Source organism: Streptosporangium sp. NPDC053982, from assembly GCF_055585205.1.
On the sequence record NZ_JBVJKQ010000011.1, the window covers coordinates 133,750 to 148,909 of the forward strand.

The following is a 15,160-nucleotide window of genomic DNA, read 5'->3' on the forward strand; positions in this document are numbered from 1 at the left end:
CGGCTTCAAAACGCCAGAAACCACCGCGCCCGACACCAAGGCCGAAGGCCGGTCGGCACCAGAGCCCAGCCCCAACGCCGGCCGGAACACCCACCCACCGCAGCGCGCACCACCGACCAACACGGCAAGCAGCGCCCCGCCCGAATACACGGGAAACGCCCCGAAGCGGGAAAGCCCCCGCCTGACCGGCCGTACGGGGCGGGTCTCGGGACACGGCCCGCCGTGGCCGTCAGCGGCGGGCGCGTTCGAGGGCGTCCCAGAAGCCGCGGCGGAGGGCGTGACGGACCTCGTCGTGGAGGAGGAAGTCGATCGGCAGAGAGGAACCCTGGAGGAGACGGGCCTCGAGGTCGGAGGGCATCCGGGGTTTGCGGGCCAGCACGGCCTCCAGCCACAGGGCGGGAGCGTCCTTGGCGACGGACTCGCCGAAGTCGTAGCCCTCCTTGTGCGCGGCCTTGACCGCGTCGGCGAGCGTGGTGGCGACGCCTGGAGGCGTGCCCTGGAGCGGCACCGGTGCCGCATGGGGGCCGGTGTAGGAGGACTGGTAGCCGGACATGCCCCCGGCCCCGTTCGACGTGTACGGCGAGGCGGAGGGCAGCGGGCCGGTCGGCCCGTTGGGGGTCGAGGGCGCCGGAGACGAGGGCGGTGAGATCGGGGCGGGAAGCTGCGGCGTCGTGGCGGGCGGGAGGGACGAGGACGGGTCCTGGGTGTAGCCGGAGTAGGAGGACGGCGCGGGCTGGGAGGTCTGGGCGTGGCTGGCCCGGCTCCTCCTCTGCGGCAGAGGGGCGGGGGCCGGAGCGCCACCCGTGCCGGTGTTCAGGCCGTCGCCCGTGGCGCCGCCACCCTGGCCGCCACCTGATGCGGTGCCGATGCCCTGGCCGCCCGTCGCACCGTTGCCCGGCGCACCACCGCTCAGACCGCCGCCCGCCGTGACGCCGCCCTGCGCACCGCTGTTCGGGCCGCTGCCCGGACCGCCGCCCGCCGTACCGGAACCCGGGCCGGTGCCGAGACCGCCCGCGGTGCCGGGGTTCATGCCGCTGCTCGGGGTGGGGTCGTCCAGGCTGCCCAAGCCGCCACCCGGCGTACCGGAGCCCGGCCCGCCCGTGCCCCCCGGACCGGCCGTACCGCCGCTGCCGCCCAGGCCGGTCGGGCCGCCGCCCAGACTCCCGACCGGCGCACCGGAGCCCAGGCCGTTCGAACCGCCCACCGGCGCACCGGAGCCCAGGCCACCGCCCGTGCCGTTTCCGGCGAGGTCGCCGCCCAGACCCCCGCCCAGGCCGCCCGCACCGCTCATGGAGCCGTTCCGGCCGGCCGCGCCACCGCCCAGGCCGGCGCTCATGCCTGCTTCGAGGCCACCCGCGCCGCCGCTCGGCGATCCGCCGGTCAGGGGTGGGATGACCTGGCCGTTTCCGGCGGCGTGATGTCCGTTGCCGCGGGCGGGCGAGTCGGCCGCGGCGCCGCTCAGGGTGACGTAGGGCCGTAGATGACCGCCGCCGATCTCGATGAGGTCGTCGCACTCCTGGCGGAGCGAGCGGGACACCGCCCAGCTCCCGTCGGCGCCGATGTGCACGACGGTGACGCGGACGCCGAGGTCCTGGGCGTCGCAGACGACCTGGGCGAGGTCCTCGTCGCCGCTGACCACGACGGCGTCGCAGACCGCGTTGTTGCGGGCGAGCGTCATCAGGTCGCGGTGGACCTGCGCGTCGACACCCTCCCGGCGGCCGGGGCGGATGCGCGACAGCCTCAGTTTGAGGCCGGGGATGTCGGCCAGCGTGTCGTGCTCGGGCGTGCGGCGGCCCTCGACGGTCGCCTCGTACCAGTAGCAGCGCAGCACGGGAAGCCCGGTCCGCTCCCGGCACAGGGTGTTGAGAAGCTTCAGCAGGCCCGGGTAGTCCCAGGTGACGGCCTCGCGATGGCGGGTCCCATGCGCGGCCATAGCGCCGTCGGCCAGCAGATAGCCAGCGTCCACGAACAGCGCGCAGCGATCCACGCGACACCGCCCTTCCTACGTGGCCCGCCTTCGGCCCGAGAAAGCCAGAAAGCACCTCTGAGGGATCAGGCAGGCGGCCCTTCCTCAGGGTAATCAAGCAACTGATCGTCTGAGGCTGAATCCCGGCGATTCGACCCGCGCCTGACCATACGCCAGTGTGTCCACGCAGACCGTACCAGTTTGTCCTGTTATTGAGGTCTTCCGTAACCGGCGGATTCACCCGGCCGGTTCCACCGGTGTCCGGGTCCTCCGGGGCGGATCACGGCCGGGAAGGACCGCTCCCCGCTCCCGGCGTCCGGGCGGGCGGGCCCGTAGCGCACCGGTCCGCCGGGGACGCCGGGGACGGCGCGCCAGGCGACGGGAACGGCTCGCCGGGCGGCGGAGAACCGGACGGCGAGACCGGCGGGCCGCCGGCGGACGCCACCGTGAGCGCGGCGGCCAGGGTCGCCGTGGCGGTCAGCGCGACGACCGCCGCGACGGCCGCGAGGGGACGCCACCATGAGCCGGGCACCCGCCACCGGCGGAGCCGCCCGCGCACGCCCCTCGCCCGTTCCAGCCCGGCGAGGTAGGCGGGGAACGCCGGGCCCGCGACGAGGGGGCCGACGGCCCGGCGCAGCGCCCGGCCGACGTCGGCCAGCTCCAGGAAGACGGCGTGGCAGCCGGCGCAGCCGTCCATGTGCGCCTCCAGGGCCGTCGCGGCGCGCCGTTCGAGGTCCCCCCGCAGGTGAGCGGGCATCTTCCGGAGGGCGGGACGGCAGCCGATCCGCAGGTCCCCGCCCAGGCGGGTCCGGATGTACGCCTGGCGCAGCCCCTCCCGCGCGGTGCGGGCGAGCGCCGCCGCGCCGTCGGGGGCCAGGCCCAGCAGGGGCGCGACCTCGGCCGGTCCGGCCCGCTCGGCTCCCGTGTGCCACAGGACGAGCCGCCAGCGTTCCGGCAGCGAGAAGAAGACGCGCGCCATCGGCGCGCGTTCCGGACCGGTCGGGGCCGGGTCCGCCGGAGGCGTCCCCCGGCCGGGCCCGCGCCTCCCCCGTCCGCGGTCGCGGACCGTGCGGCGGAGCGCGGCGAGCAGCCAGGGCCGGAACGCCTCCCGTGGGCCGCCGCCGTCCCTGACCAGCAGCAGGAGCGCGGTGAAGGTCTCCGCGACGGCGGTCTCGGCCTCGACGGGGTCGCGGACGAGGCGGCGCGCGAGTATCCGGGCGGCCGGGGCGTGCCGTTCGTACAGCGCGCCGTAGGCCGCGGCGTTCCCCCTCCGCGTCGCGGCCAGCAGGTCGGCGTCTCCTTGAAGCCCTACCGCACCCATCGCGAACTCCTCGTTACTCTGCGTAGCAGTATCGGTGATTCCGCATCCGGGGTGATGGCTAAACCAGGATCACGCCTTTGCCTGGGTCACGGCCCGGGTGAAGCGGCCTCCCGGGAGCCGGGGAGAGCGGGTACGGCGCGACCCGCGAGGCGGGAACGGCGGCGCGGGCGGGGACGGAGCGGTGAGCGGGGCGGAGGCGGCGTGCCGGGGAGGCCGCCCTAACCTTGTTGCCATGAGCGATCGTGAGAGCCTGCTGGCCGAGATCAAGAGCAAGGGCGTCGTACAGGGCAAGGTGGTGCTGTCCTCCGGCAAGGAGGCGGACTTCTACGTGGACATGCGGAAGGTGACCCTCGACGGGCAGGCGGCGCCGCTGGTGGGCCGGGTCATGCTGGACCTGACCGAGGACCTCGACTACGACGCGGTGGGCGGCCTCACCCTGGGAGCCGACCCGGTCGCGACGGCCATGCTGCACGCGGCGGCGGCCCGGGGCCGCAGGCTCGACGCGTTCGTGGTGCGCAAGGCGCAGAAGGTCCACGGGTTGCAGCGCAGGATCGAGGGCCCGGACGTCGCGGGGCGGCGGGTGCTGGCGGTGGAGGATACCTCGACGACGGGCGGGTCCGCGCTGACCGCGGTGGAGGCGCTGCGCGAGGCCGGCGCCGAGGTGGTGGCCGTGGCCGTGGTCGTGGACCGGGGCGCGGCGGCGACGGGGGCGGTGGCCGAGGCGGGCCTGCCGTACCGGAGCGCCTACGGCCTGGAGGACCTCGGCCTGGCCTGAGATCGATCCGGCCCGGGGCGGCGCGGGGCCCGGCGGTGACGCGGGGTCACCATTGGTCGTCGCCCCACGGGGAGGACGCGTCGCGGTGGTGCCTGCCCCGGGGGCGGGCCACGCCGGCCTCGCCCTGCGAGCCCGGGGCGCCCGGAACGCCCGGGGCGCCGGGGACTCCTGGGACACCGTGAGGTCCGGAGGCGACCGGCCCGCCGGGAACGTCGGAGATGCCGGGGACGCCGGGGGCGTCGGTGACGCCGCCCCTGCGGCCCTTCACGATCTCAATGATGATCGGGATGACCGAGAGCAGGATGACGACCATCGCGCCCGGCAGGATGTACTTGTCGATGTCGGGCACGGCCGAGCCGACCAACCGGCCGAAGAGCAGCATGCCGTCGGTCCAGACGACGCCGCCGATGCAGTTCCACAGGAAGAACCGCCTGCGGTCCATGCCGAGCATGCCGGCGACCGGGTTGAGGAACGTCCGGACGATGGGGATGAACCGGGCGAGCACCACCGCCTTGGCCGGGCCGAACTTCTGGAAGTAGTGCTCGGCCTTGTCGACGTACTCCTTCTTGAAGAGCCTGGAGTCGGGGCGGTCGAACATCCTGCGGCCGTAGGTGGCGCCGAGGTGGTGCCCGAGCTGGGCGCCGGCGATGGCGCACAGGGGCGCCAGGATCAGCAGCAGCGGGAACGACAGCGGCGCGAGCCCCGGGATGGCGGAGGCGGCCTCGGCCGTGCTGAAGATGCCCGCGGCGACCAGCAGCGAGTCTCCGGGCAGGAAGAAGCCGAGCAGCAGCCCGGTCTCGGCGAAGATGATGCCGAGCACGCCGGCCGTGGCGAACGGGCCCAGCAGGCCGAGCCACCACTTGGGGTCGAGGAGGTTGTGCAGGAGGTCCATCAGCGTGAAGCCTACCCCGCCGGGGATTATCGGCGAGGTCGTCTGGGCATGCGAAGGGGCGGTGGCGGAACTATCGGGCCGGACCCTGACCCTGGATACTGGCCAAGGGCGCGGTCCGCGCCGGACCCCGCGCCAGCCGCCTTAAGCCGTCTCGTAGGGAGATGACACCATGCCCATCGCGACCCCAGAGGTATACGCCGAGATGCTGGACCGGGCGAAGGCGAACGAGTTCGCCTACCCGGCCATCAATGTGACGTCGTCCCAGACCCTGAACGCAGCGCTCCGCGGCTTCGCCGAGGCGGAGAGCGACGGGATCGTCCAGGTGTCCACCGGTGGCGCCGAGTTCCTGTCGGGTGCGACCGTGAAGGACATGGTGACGGGCGCCAGGGCGTTCGCGGAGTACGCCCGCGTCGTGGCGGAGAAGTACCCGGTGACGGTCGCGCTGCACACCGACCACTGTCCCAAGAACAAGCTGGACACGTTCGTCCGGCCGTTGCTGGACATCTCCCTGGAGCGGGTGTCGCGGGGCGAGGACCCGCTGTTCCAGTCGCACATGTGGGACGGCTCGGCCGTGCCGCTGGACGAGAACCTCCAGATCGCGCAGGAGCTCCTGGAGAAGGCGGCCCGCGCGAAGATCGTGCTGGAGGCGGAGATCGGCGTCGTCGGCGGCGAGGAGGACGGCGTCGTCGGCGAGATGAACGAGAAGCTCTACACGACGGTCGGGGACGCCATGGCCACGGCCGAGGCGATGGGCCTGGGCGAGCGTGGCCGCTACATGCTCGCCGCGACCTTCGGCAACGTGCACGGCGTCTACAAGCCGGGTCACGTCAAGCTCCGGCCGAGCGTGCTGAAGGACATCCAGGAGGCCGTGGGCGCCAAGTACGGCCAGGAGAAGCCGTTCAGCCTCGTCTTCCACGGCGGCTCCGGCTCCGCCCTGGAGGAGATCCAGGAGGCGATCTCCTACGGCGTGGTCAAGATGAACATCGACACCGACACCCAGTACGCCTACACCCGGCCCATCGCCGACCACATGTTCCGCAACTACGAGGGCGTGCTGAAGGTGGACGGCGACGTCGGCGACAAGAAGACCTACGACCCCCGCTCGTACGGCAAGGCCGCCGAGGCCGGCATGGCGGCCCGCGTGGTCGAGGCCTGCCGGCACCTGAGGTCCGCGGGCACGAAGATCTCCTGATCCGCGGCGCCGGGGCGGTTCCCCGGCGACGCGCGACGTGATGGCGCCGGAAGCGACTCCCGGACGGCGCCCGGCGGCCGGGGAGCCGCTCCGGACGCCCGGCGCGGCGCCTCCGCGACTCCCCGCTCGCGGACAACCGGGGGTCGTTCTCCGCCAGGACCGACGGAAGAGGTAGGACTGTCCCCATGGAAACGCACGAGAACCTTCTCGCCGGCCCGCCGCCGACCCGGCTGCCGGACCTGCCCGAAGCCAGGGAGGCGCTGGAATCCGGCGTCCAGGCATCCGACGTCGCCGCGCGCTTCCCCGCCTACCCGGCGGCCTGGGCCACGCTCGCGGACGAGTACTTCGCGGGCGGCCACGCGGTGACGTCGTACGCGTTCGCGCGCACCGGCTACCACCGCGGCCTCGACCAGCTGCGCCGCGCGGGCTGGAAGGGCCACGGGCCCGTCCCCTGGGAGCACGAGCCCAACCGCGGCTTCCTGCGCTGCCTGCACGCGCTGTGCCGGGCGGCCACGGCCATCGGGGAGAAGGACGAGGCCGAACGCTGCCTGCAGTTCCTGAAGGACGCGAGCCCCGAGGCGGCCGAGGTTCTCGGCTCCCGCTGACACCGGTGGATCTCCCGCCGGGAGGGCGGGAGATCCCCATACCGGATCCGTTCGGGTATTCTCACCACGCAAGAGCCCCAGTCGCGATTGCGTCCGGGGTTTTCGTTTTTGTGGTGGGAGAAAAGCGATGCCGGCAGTCGTTCTCGTGGGTGCCCAGTGGGGCGATGAGGGCAAGGGTAAGGCGACCGACCTTCTCGGCGACCGGGTGGACTACGTCGTCAGATACCAGGGCGGGAACAACGCCGGTCACACGGTCGTCATCGGCGACCAGAAGTACGCTCTGCACCTGTTGCCCACCGGCGTGCTCTCGCCGAACGTGGTGCCGGTCATCGGCAACGGCGTGGTCATCGACCCGGGCGTGCTGCTGAGCGAGATCGACGGTCTCAGCGAGCGGGGTGTCTCCTCGGAGCGGCTGCTGATCTCCGCGGACGCGCATTTGATCATGCCGCACCACAAGGCCATCGACAAGGTGTCCGAGCGCTTCCTCGGCAAGGCCAAGATCGGCACCACCGGCCGGGGCATCGGCCCGGCCTACGGCGACAAGGTCTACCGGATGGGCGTGCGGGTCCAGGACCTCCTCGACCCGGGCATCCTGCGGAAGAAGATCGAGGTCGCCCTGCAGGAGAAGAACCAGATCCTCACCAAGCTCTACAACCGCCGGGCGATCGAGGCCGACAAGGTCCTGGAGGAGTACCTCGGCTACGCCGAGCGTCTCAGCCCGCACATCGCCGACACCTCGCTGATCCTGAACAGGGCTCTGGACGAGGGGAAGACCGTGCTGCTGGAGGGCGGTCAGGGCACGCTGCTCGACATCGACCACGGCACGTACCCGTTCGTCACCTCCTCCTCCCCGACGAGCGGCGGCGCCTGCGCCGGCTCGGGTATCCCGCCGACCCGGCTCACCCGCGTGATCGCCATCCTGAAGGCGTACACCACCCGCGTCGGCTCCGGCCCGTTCCCCACGGAGCTGACCGACGAGATGGGCGAGTGGCTGCGCACCACCGGCGGCGAGTACGGCGTCACCACCGGCCGCAACCGCCGCTGCGGCTGGTTCGACGCGGTGATCGCCCGTTACGCCAGCCGCGTCAACGGTGTCACCGACTTCTTCCTCACCAAGCTCGACGTGCTGTCGGGCCTGGAGCGGATCCCGGTCTGCGTGGCCTACGAGGTGGACGGTGTCCGCCACGACGAGATCCCGATGACCCAGACCGACTTCCACCACGCCAAGCCGGTGTACGAGGAGTTCCCGGGCTGGCAGGAGGACATCTCCGGGGCCACGTCGTTCGACGAGCTGCCGCCCAACGCCCAGGCGTACGTCAGGGCGCTGGAGGAGATGAGCGGCGCCCGGATCTCCGCGATCGGCGTCGGGCCGGGCCGTACCCAGACGCTCCAGCTCCACTCGCTGATCTGATCTCCTTGACCTGAGGTTCACCCCCGCGACACGCGCCCGTTGTACGGCGGGCGCGTGTCGTACGGGCGTTCGGCACGGGAGATCGGTAAGGTCCCCCCGTGCATGTCGAGATTCACGGCCACAGGGGGGCTCGCGGGCTCCGTCCGGAGAACACGCTCCCCGGTCTGGCTCACGCCCTGGAGCTGGGAGTCGACGCGCTGGAGTTCGACGTCGTGATGACGGCCGACCGGTGCCTGGTGCTCAGTCACGACCTGACCGTCTCCCCGGTTACCAGCGCCGACCGCGGGCCGGCCTTCCCCGGCGACCCGCTCTTCCCCTACGTCGGCAGGCCCGTCGGCGCACTGACGCTGGCGCAGCTGCGCACCCTCGACTGCGGGGTCCGGCGCCCCCGCGCCGGGACCGACCGGTTCGCCGCGACGCAGGTGCCGGTGCCCGACACCCGGATGCCGACGCTCGGCGCCGTGCTGGGCCTGGTGGACGCCTACGGCGCGGACGACGTGCGGGTGCACGTGGAGCTGAAGTCCGACCCGTCCAGGCCCGACCTCACCGCCGATCCCGCGGAGTTCACCGAGGCGGTGGCGGCCGAGCTGGCCCGCCACCGCAGGCTCGACGGGGCGGCGATCCTCAGCTTCGACTGGCGGATCCTGGACGTGGCCCGTTCGCTCGTCCCCGACGTCCCCCGGTACGCGCTGATCGAGCAGGCCACGATGGACGCCGTCTGGCTCGCGGGCCTGAGCCTCGACGACTTCGGCGGCGACGTGCCGGCCGCCGCGGCGGCGGCCGGGGGCACCGTGCTGTCGCCCGCGCACGTCCTGGTCGACGTGGAGCTGGCGAGGCAGGCGGAGAAGTACGAGTTGCCGGTGGTGCCCTGGACGGTCAACGACCCGGGCCGGGCCGCCGAGCTGCTCGACCTCGGGGTGGCCGGGATCGTGACCGACTACCCCGACCGGATGCGCGCGCTGTGGGCGGAGCGGGGCCTGCCGGTCCCTCCGCCCGTCGCCCTCCGGCCCCCCACTCGGGTCCCGGTCCCCGCCTAGGTTCTGTACGGAGTCGAGATCAGAGGGATCGCCTGCGGTATGGCCGGTGGCCCTGGTGGGCCGAACTCCGTACAGGCTCCAGCCGTCCTCGTTCCCGATGGCGGCGCCGCGGTGGACGTTCGGCGTGTCCGGCGACGCGCGCCGTAGCGTTCTCAGGCGATCCGTACGACGACCTTGCCGCGTACGCCGCCCTGCTCCAGTGTCCGGTGTGCCTGGGCGATGTCTTCGAAGGGGAAGACCGTGTCCACGACCGGGCGGATGGCACCGCTGTCCACGTACCGGGCGAGGTCGGTGAAGAGCCGGGTGGTGGGGTTGCCGCTGAAGAAGCGCACCCGCCGCCGCCCGTGAACGGCCGAGGCGGCGATGTACGCCAGGGACGCCGCGATCCTGCGCGGGTCGAAGGCGATCGCCACCATTCGGCCGGACGGCGTCAGCAGGCGGCGGAAGGCGGCGTGCTCGGTGCCGGCGGTGTCCAGGATCACGTCGAACCCGCCCAGGTCCGCCGGGGCGACGGCGGCGTAGTCGTACGCCTCGTGCGCGCCGAGGTCACGGACGAGGTCGAGGCTGCGCGCCCCGGCGAGGGCGGTGACGTGGGCGCCGAGCGCCCGGCCGAGCTGTACCGCGATGACGCCCACGCCGCCGCTGCCACCCCGGACGAGCAGGCGTTCGCCCGGCCTGAGCGCGGCCAGGTCGCGCAGCGCCGTGATGGCCGTCGTGCCCACCGGGAGCGCCGCAGCCGTCACCAGGTCGAGTCCCGCCGGAGCCGGGGACAGACGGCGGGGGCGGATCGCCACGTACTCGGCGGCGCTCCCGAACGTGCGCCCCAGCATGCCCCACACCCGGTCGCCCGCCTTCGGGCCGGTCACCCCGGGGCCGAGGGCGACGATCTCGCCGGTGAGGTCGACCCCGACCCGTTTCGGGAAGCCCCGCTGCATCAGCCCGGTCACCAGGCGCAGCCGGCCCGTCCGGCCGTGCACCTCGCCGCCGTTCACGCTGACGGCGTGTACCCGCACCAGCACCTGTCCGGGGGCGGGGACCGGCTTCGGCACCGTGCCCACGTACAGCTCCTCCGGCGGTCCGTACCGGTCGAACAGGGCCGCACGCATCTGATTCGTCTCCATACGGGAGACGCTAGCTCGCTAACCGGACGAGCCCGTCCACTTACGCTAATGTGAGAAATATGGCTGATCATCCCTCTCAGTTGGCGTCGGCCAAGGAACTGCGGGCGGACGCGCGGCACAACCGGGTGCGCATCCTCGACGCGGCGCGGGAGACGTTCGCCGCACGCGGTCTGGACGCGCCGATGGCGGCCATCGCCCGGCGCGCCGGGGTCGGGGTGGCCACCCTCTACCGGCGGTTCCCGTCCCGCGAGTCCCTGATCACGGAGGTGTTCAAGGACGAGCTGGCGGCGTGCGCGTCGGTCGTGGACGACGCCCTGGCCGACCCGGATCCGTGGCGGGGGTTTCGCGGGGCGATCGAGAAGGTGTGCGCGATGCAGGTCGCCGACCGGGGGTTCACCGACGCCTTCCTCACCGTGTTCCCGGACTCGATCGACTACGAGCGCACGCGGTTGCGGGCCGAGCGGGGCTTCGCCGAGATGGTACGGCGGGCCAAGGCCACGGGCCGGCTGCGGGCCGACTTCGACGTCGCGGACCTGGTGCTGCTGTTCAGGGCCAACTGCGGCCTCCTCGCCGGTGCGGGAGAGGGGGTGGAGGCGGCGTCGCGGCGGTTGGTGGCGTACCTGCTGCAGTCCTTCGGCACCGGGCACGCCGAACCGCTGCCGCCACCACCGCCGCTCACGCTCGGCCACATGATCCGGACTCTGAGCAGCTCCTAGGACACCGGCTCCCCGTCCCGGACCGGGGCCGGGGAGAGGCCGGCGGAGGCCGTGCCGCGGGACCGCCGCCACATCGAGACGCCGACGAACAGGCTCCACAGCTGCACGACGATGGACACCAGCAGGCCGTAGACCAGGAATCCGGGAAACAGGTCCTCGCGCATGAGCAGCGCCACGGAGGAGACCACCGTCGTCGCGCCGATCACCAGACCGGCGCGGCCGAGCCAGACCGGGTGGCCCTCCAGCGTCAGGGCGCGGCCGTACAGCATGGGGGCCAGCCCCCACAGCAGGATGATCGCGATCAGGGACGGGCCGCGCAGCATCTGGAACGCGGTGTGGGCGGCCAGGTCCAGGTTCGCCTGCCCGGCGGGCGCCGCCCCTGCCCACATCCCCGCCAGGCTCTGCCCGGTGACGCCGTCGATGGAGTGCTCGGTGCCGTAGATCGCCGCGCCTGCCAGCACGCCGGCCGCGCCCATCCTGCCCAGTACCCTGCCGAGCGGGTGCGTGAGCGTGCTCGCGAGGGTGACGAATCCCGCGGTCCAGGTCAGCACGCCGAGGATCGCGCCGATGTGGACCCCGGCGTAGAACGGGTGGGCGCTGATGAACCCCAGCGCGGCGTGCGCGTCGGCCGCCGGGAGGTCTCCGTGGTTGAGGCGGAAGCCGGCGACGGCGACGCTGCCGGCGACGGCGCACGCGCCGCCCAGCCGCAGGGCCGTACGGCGGGCGGTGGACGGTGTCTCTTCCTGACGCATGGATCTTCTCCCGTGGGGGGTGGAGGAGGGACACCCGCAATGGTCGTCACCCGGCGGGCGGCACGCGTCCGCCCCGCGAAGACACCCTCCGGCCGCGCCTACCGCGGCGGTGTACCACGGGGGGAGTACGCCGCGGGCGTGACCAGACCGCTCTCGTAGGCGAACACCACCAGCTGCGCCCTGTCCCGGGCGCCCACCTTGACCATCGCCCGCGACACGTGGGTCTTGGCGGTCAGCGGGCTCACCACGAGCAGCGTCGCGATCTCGTCGTTGCTCGACCCGGCCGCGACGAGCCGGACGACCTCGCGTTCCCTGGCGGTCAGCACGGCCAGCTCCGGCGACTCCCGCCGCGGCCCGGCGGGTCTCGCGCCGACGGAACGGGCGATCACCGCCCGGGTGACGCTGGGCGACAGCAGCGCGTCGCCCCGCGACACGACGCGCACCGCCTGGAGCAGCTCTTCGGGTTCGATGTCCTTCACCAGAAACCCGCTCGCCCCGGACCGCAGCGCCGCGAAGACGTTCTCCTCCTCGGCGAAGGTGGTGAGCACGACCACCCGCACCCCCGACAGGCGCTCGTCGTCGGTGATCCGGCGGGTGGCCGTCACCCCGTCCACGCCGGGCATCCGGATGTCCATCAGCACCACGTCCGGCAGCAGCTCACGGGCCAGCGCGACCGCCCGGCCGCCGTCGCCGGCCTCGCCGACCACCTCGACGTCGGCGGCGCTGTCCAGGAGGGACCGGAACCCGGCCCGCACCAGTGCCTGGTCGTCGGCGAGCAGCACCCGGATCACGCCGCCTCCAGCGGCAGGCGCGCCCTCACCCGGAAACCCCCGCCGGGCCTGGCCCCGGCCTCGAACCCGCCGCCCAGCCCTTCGGCGCGCTCACGCATCCCCGCCAGCCCGTGACCGCCGCTCCTCGCTTCGGGGCCGGCGCCGACGCCGTCGTCGTCGACCTCGATGACGAGCCATTCCGGCTCGGAGAGCAGGCGGACCCGCGCCCGCGCCGCCAGCCCGGCGTGGCGCAGCACGTTCGTCAGCGACTCCTGGAGGATCCGGTACGCCGCGTGGTCGACCGGTGCGGCCGGTCGCCGGTCCCCCATGCCGCCGTCGAAGGTGAGCTCCAGGCCGGCGGCCCGCACCGCGGCCAGCAGGTCGGGCAACCGGTCGAGGCCGGCGTCCCGATCGGCGGCCGCGGGCTCACCGTCGGCCCGCAGCATGTCCAGGGTGGCCCGCATCTCGGCGAGCGCCGCCTTCCCGGTCTGCCGGATCGCCGTCAGCGCCTCCCGGGCGCGGTCCGGTTCGCGGTCGACCAGGTGCAGCGCGACGCCCGACTGGACGGTGATGGTGGTGATCGCGTGTGCCACCGTGTCGTGCAGTTCCCGGGCGATGCGCAGCCGTTCCTGGATGACCCGCCGCTCGCCGTCGCGTTCCCGCTCCTCCTCGGCCATCCGCAGTCTCCGGCGCGCCTCCTCGGCGTGCGCCCGCCGGCTGCGCACCAGCGCGCCCAGCAGCATGGCCACCGCCGTCACCGCGGTCTGCGGCAGGAACGCCGAGACCACGTCGAGCGGCGGCATCCCCCGGCGCAGCGCGGTGATGTGCCCGAGGACCAGGAACACCACCGGCACCGGCAGTGCCCGCCACGGGCGTCCCGCCCGCACCGCGTCGTACAGCGGTACGGCGAGCACCAGCGCCGGGGGGAAACCCGGATAACCCAGCGCGTAGAACAGCATCAGCGCCGCCGAGACGAGGTACAGCGCGCCGACCGGGAACCGCCGCCGCAGCAGCACGGGGGCCGCCATCGCCACGCCGAGCGCGTACGCCAGCGGATCACGCGAGATCGAGTCCGTTTCGCGACCGGTCACGATCGCGATCTCCGCCGCCGCCAGCACCGCGCCGGCCAGACCGACGTCGGTCAACCATCGCCGTAGCACGCGCTCACCGTACACACCGGGACGCCCCCGCCTCCACAGGTCCGGCGGGCGCTACATCCAGCCGTTGCGGCGGAAGCCCCGGTAGAGCAGCGAGCAGGCGACGACCATCACGGCGAGCACCAGCGGGTAGCCGAAGACGGAGTTGATCTCCGGCATGTGGGTGAAGTTCATGCCGTAGATGCCGGCGATCATCGTCGGGACCGCCATGATCGCCACCCACGCGGAGATCTTCCGCATGTCCTCGTTGGCGAGGGCGTTCGAGCGGGCCAGGGCCGCCTGGAGGATCGAGTTGCACAGTTCGTTGGACGACTCGACCTGCTCGCAGACGCGGGCCAGGTGGTCGACGACGTCGCGGAAGTACTCCCGCATCTCCGAGGGGATCATGCGGCGCTGGGCCAGTGACGACATGGGCGACTGGAGCGGGGTGACGGACCGCTTCATCTCGATCATCTCGCGCTTGAGGTTGTAGATGCGGCCGATGTCGCGGGCGCTGACGTCGGCGAAGACCATGGCCTCGACGTCCTCCAGCTCGGCCTGCATCAGGTCCGCCACGGTGAGGTACTTGTCCACGACGTGGTCGGCGATCGCGTGCAGCACGCCGGTCGGGCCGCGGTCGAGGAGCCGGGGGTCGCCCTCCAGGCGCTCGCGGACCACCGACAGCGGGCAGAGCCCGCCGTGCCGTACGGTCACCACGAAGTCGGGCCCGACGAACATCATGATCTCGCCGGTCTCGATGATCTCGCTGGTGGCGGTGAGCACGTCGTGGTCGAGGTAGGCGACGGTCTTCAGGACCATGAACAGCGAGTCGCCGTACCGCTCGACCTTGGGGCGCTGGTGGGCCTTGACGGCGTCCTCGACGGCGAGCGGGTGCAGGGCGAAGACCTCCGCCAGCCACTCGACCTCGGGGGCGTCGGGCTCGTGCAGTCCCACCCAGACGAACGCGTTGCCGTTCTCCGCGGACGCGTTGTGCCGGCGGACGATCTCCAGGGCGTCGGGGATGCCCAGCGCGTGGATCTTCTCGCCGTCGATGTAGGCGGCGTACTCGACCAGCGAGTCGCTGGGCGGGACGCACCGGCCGACGGTCCTGACGCGGGAGGAGGCTCCGGCGGAGGCGTGCGGCACCCGTACGACGCGGGCGTGCTTGATCCGGGGAAAGAGAAGCGAGGAGCGCATGGCAGGCCTTCCCGCCCGGCCCGGGCCGTTCGCGCGCGACGCGATGTCACCTCGGTTCCAGGAGACTCGCTTCCGAGAGACCCTCTTCCAGGAGGGTTCAGGGCTCGGTTCTAAGAGAGAGGCGCGCGGTGCCCGCCGGGCAATGATGCGGAGTGGTCGAGGGTGCGCACCGAAGCCGTGCGCGTGCACGTACTGCTGGGATCGCCAGAGGACATCCCCAACCACCTCCAATCACCCTGAGAGAGGCAAAGCCGGCCAAACCTAGCACA

Annotated in this window: 14 protein-coding genes; 6 read left to right on the forward strand and 8 right to left on the reverse strand. The window is 72.9% G+C overall.

Annotated elements, in window-relative coordinates; translation table 11 throughout:
• Positions 1 to 229 precede the first annotated feature (229 nt).
• Both ACZ6W9_RS21280 and ACZ6W9_RS21285 read right to left on the reverse strand, forming a co-directional pair.
• Positions 230 to 1,987 (reverse strand): NYN domain-containing protein, encoded by a 1,758-nt coding sequence (locus tag ACZ6W9_RS21280; protein WP_470119203.1) that lies wholly within the window; start codon positions 1,985 to 1,987, stop codon positions 230 to 232.
• Between the two features lie 259 nt (positions 1,988 to 2,246).
• A complete protein-coding gene (locus ACZ6W9_RS21285) occupies positions 2,247 to 3,287 on the reverse strand; it encodes a sigma factor (RefSeq protein WP_470119205.1) in 1,041 nt (346 codons plus the stop codon).
• A 232-nt stretch (positions 3,288 to 3,519) separates the two neighbouring features.
• Between ACZ6W9_RS21285 and pyrE the strand changes: the two genes are divergently transcribed.
• On the forward strand, positions 3,520 to 4,062 hold the full coding sequence (gene pyrE, locus ACZ6W9_RS21290) for an orotate phosphoribosyltransferase (RefSeq protein ID WP_362939894.1): 543 nt from the start codon (positions 3,520 to 3,522) through the stop codon (positions 4,060 to 4,062).
• Positions 4,063 to 4,108: 46 nt separating this feature from the next.
• On the opposite strand, the gene ACZ6W9_RS21295 is transcribed toward pyrE, so the two are convergent.
• Positions 4,109 to 4,954 carry a VTT domain-containing protein gene (locus ACZ6W9_RS21295; RefSeq protein WP_389966826.1) on the reverse strand — a complete coding sequence of 282 codons (846 nt, stop codon included), beginning with the start codon at positions 4,952 to 4,954 and terminating at the stop codon, positions 4,109 to 4,111.
• Positions 4,955 to 5,123: 169 nt separating this feature from the next.
• On the opposite strand from ACZ6W9_RS21295, the gene fbaA reads away from it, so the two are divergent.
• The 4 genes from fbaA (at position 5,124) to ACZ6W9_RS21315 (ending at position 9,199) form a co-directional block, all read left to right on the forward strand.
• Complete coding sequence (gene fbaA / locus ACZ6W9_RS21300; protein ID WP_389966829.1) at positions 5,124 to 6,146, forward strand: class II fructose-bisphosphate aldolase; 1,023 nt, start codon at positions 5,124 to 5,126, stop codon at positions 6,144 to 6,146.
• Between the two features lie 185 nt (positions 6,147 to 6,331).
• Positions 6,332 to 6,751: a DUF3151 domain-containing protein gene (locus tag ACZ6W9_RS21305; RefSeq protein ID WP_362939886.1), complete on the forward strand. Its 420-nt coding sequence runs from the start codon at positions 6,332 to 6,334 to the stop codon at positions 6,749 to 6,751.
• A gap of 127 nt (positions 6,752 to 6,878) precedes the next feature.
• Complete coding sequence (locus tag ACZ6W9_RS21310; RefSeq protein ID WP_389966835.1) at positions 6,879 to 8,162, forward strand: adenylosuccinate synthase; 1,284 nt, start codon at positions 6,879 to 6,881, stop codon at positions 8,160 to 8,162.
• Positions 8,163 to 8,260: 98 nt separating this feature from the next.
• Positions 8,261 to 9,199 (forward strand): glycerophosphodiester phosphodiesterase family protein, encoded by a 939-nt coding sequence (locus ACZ6W9_RS21315; protein ID WP_470119207.1) that lies wholly within the window; start codon positions 8,261 to 8,263, stop codon positions 9,197 to 9,199.
• Between the two features lie 152 nt (positions 9,200 to 9,351).
• On the opposite strand, the gene ACZ6W9_RS21320 is transcribed toward ACZ6W9_RS21315, so the two are convergent.
• Positions 9,352 to 10,320 (reverse strand): NAD(P)-dependent alcohol dehydrogenase, encoded by a 969-nt coding sequence (locus ACZ6W9_RS21320; protein WP_389966843.1) that lies wholly within the window; start codon positions 10,318 to 10,320, stop codon positions 9,352 to 9,354.
• A 59-nt stretch (positions 10,321 to 10,379) separates the two neighbouring features.
• Here ACZ6W9_RS21320 and ACZ6W9_RS21325 point away from each other — a divergent pair, with 59 nt between their 5' ends.
• On the forward strand, positions 10,380 to 11,036 hold the full coding sequence (locus ACZ6W9_RS21325) for a TetR/AcrR family transcriptional regulator (RefSeq protein WP_389966846.1): 657 nt from the start codon (positions 10,380 to 10,382) through the stop codon (positions 11,034 to 11,036).
• Here the strand turns inward: ACZ6W9_RS21325 and ACZ6W9_RS21330 are convergent.
• The 4 genes from ACZ6W9_RS21330 to corA form a co-directional block, all read right to left on the reverse strand.
• On the reverse strand, positions 11,033 to 11,788 hold the full coding sequence (locus ACZ6W9_RS21330; RefSeq protein ID WP_389966849.1) for a hypothetical protein: 756 nt from the start codon (positions 11,786 to 11,788) through the stop codon (positions 11,033 to 11,035). The two genes, ACZ6W9_RS21325 and ACZ6W9_RS21330, sit on opposite strands and share 4 nt — an antisense overlap.
• A gap of 98 nt (positions 11,789 to 11,886) precedes the next feature.
• A complete protein-coding gene (locus tag ACZ6W9_RS21335; protein WP_389966853.1) occupies positions 11,887 to 12,579 on the reverse strand; it encodes a response regulator in 693 nt (230 codons plus the stop codon).
• The gene (locus tag ACZ6W9_RS21340; RefSeq protein WP_389966856.1) at positions 12,576 to 13,703 is read right to left on the reverse strand and encodes a sensor histidine kinase; all 1,128 of its coding nucleotides are present in this window, start codon (positions 13,701 to 13,703) and stop codon (positions 12,576 to 12,578) included. Before ACZ6W9_RS21340 ends, ACZ6W9_RS21335 begins: the two co-directional genes overlap by 4 nt.
• A gap of 66 nt (positions 13,704 to 13,769) precedes the next feature.
• On the reverse strand, positions 13,770 to 14,891 hold the full coding sequence (corA, locus tag ACZ6W9_RS21345) for a magnesium/cobalt transporter CorA (RefSeq protein WP_389966859.1): 1,122 nt from the start codon (positions 14,889 to 14,891) through the stop codon (positions 13,770 to 13,772).
• Between the last annotated feature and the right edge of the window lie 269 nt (positions 14,892 to 15,160).

What these genes read in the sequence shown, in the direction of transcription:
- ACZ6W9_RS21285 (WP_470119205.1), bottom strand. Translation starts at nt 3,287, where the DNA reads ATGGGTGCGGTAGGGCTTCAAGGAGACGCCGACCTGCTGGCCGCGACG.
- pyrE (WP_362939894.1), top strand. Translation starts at nt 3,520, where the DNA reads ATGAGCGATCGTGAGAGCCTGCTGGCCGAGATCAAGAGCAAGGGCGTC.
- ACZ6W9_RS21295 (WP_389966826.1), bottom strand. Translation starts at nt 4,954, where the DNA reads ATGGACCTCCTGCACAACCTCCTCGACCCCAAGTGGTGGCTCGGCCTG.
- fbaA (WP_389966829.1), top strand. Translation starts at nt 5,124, where the DNA reads ATGCCCATCGCGACCCCAGAGGTATACGCCGAGATGCTGGACCGGGCG.
- ACZ6W9_RS21305 (WP_362939886.1), top strand. Translation starts at nt 6,332, where the DNA reads ATGGAAACGCACGAGAACCTTCTCGCCGGCCCGCCGCCGACCCGGCTG.
- ACZ6W9_RS21310 (WP_389966835.1), top strand. Translation starts at nt 6,879, where the DNA reads ATGCCGGCAGTCGTTCTCGTGGGTGCCCAGTGGGGCGATGAGGGCAAG.
- ACZ6W9_RS21320 (WP_389966843.1), bottom strand. Translation starts at nt 10,320, where the DNA reads ATGGAGACGAATCAGATGCGTGCGGCCCTGTTCGACCGGTACGGACCG.
- ACZ6W9_RS21325 (WP_389966846.1), top strand. Translation starts at nt 10,380, where the DNA reads ATGGCTGATCATCCCTCTCAGTTGGCGTCGGCCAAGGAACTGCGGGCG.
- ACZ6W9_RS21330 (WP_389966849.1), bottom strand. Translation starts at nt 11,788, where the DNA reads ATGCGTCAGGAAGAGACACCGTCCACCGCCCGCCGTACGGCCCTGCGG.
- corA (WP_389966859.1), bottom strand. Translation starts at nt 14,891, where the DNA reads ATGCGCTCCTCGCTTCTCTTTCCCCGGATCAAGCACGCCCGCGTCGTA.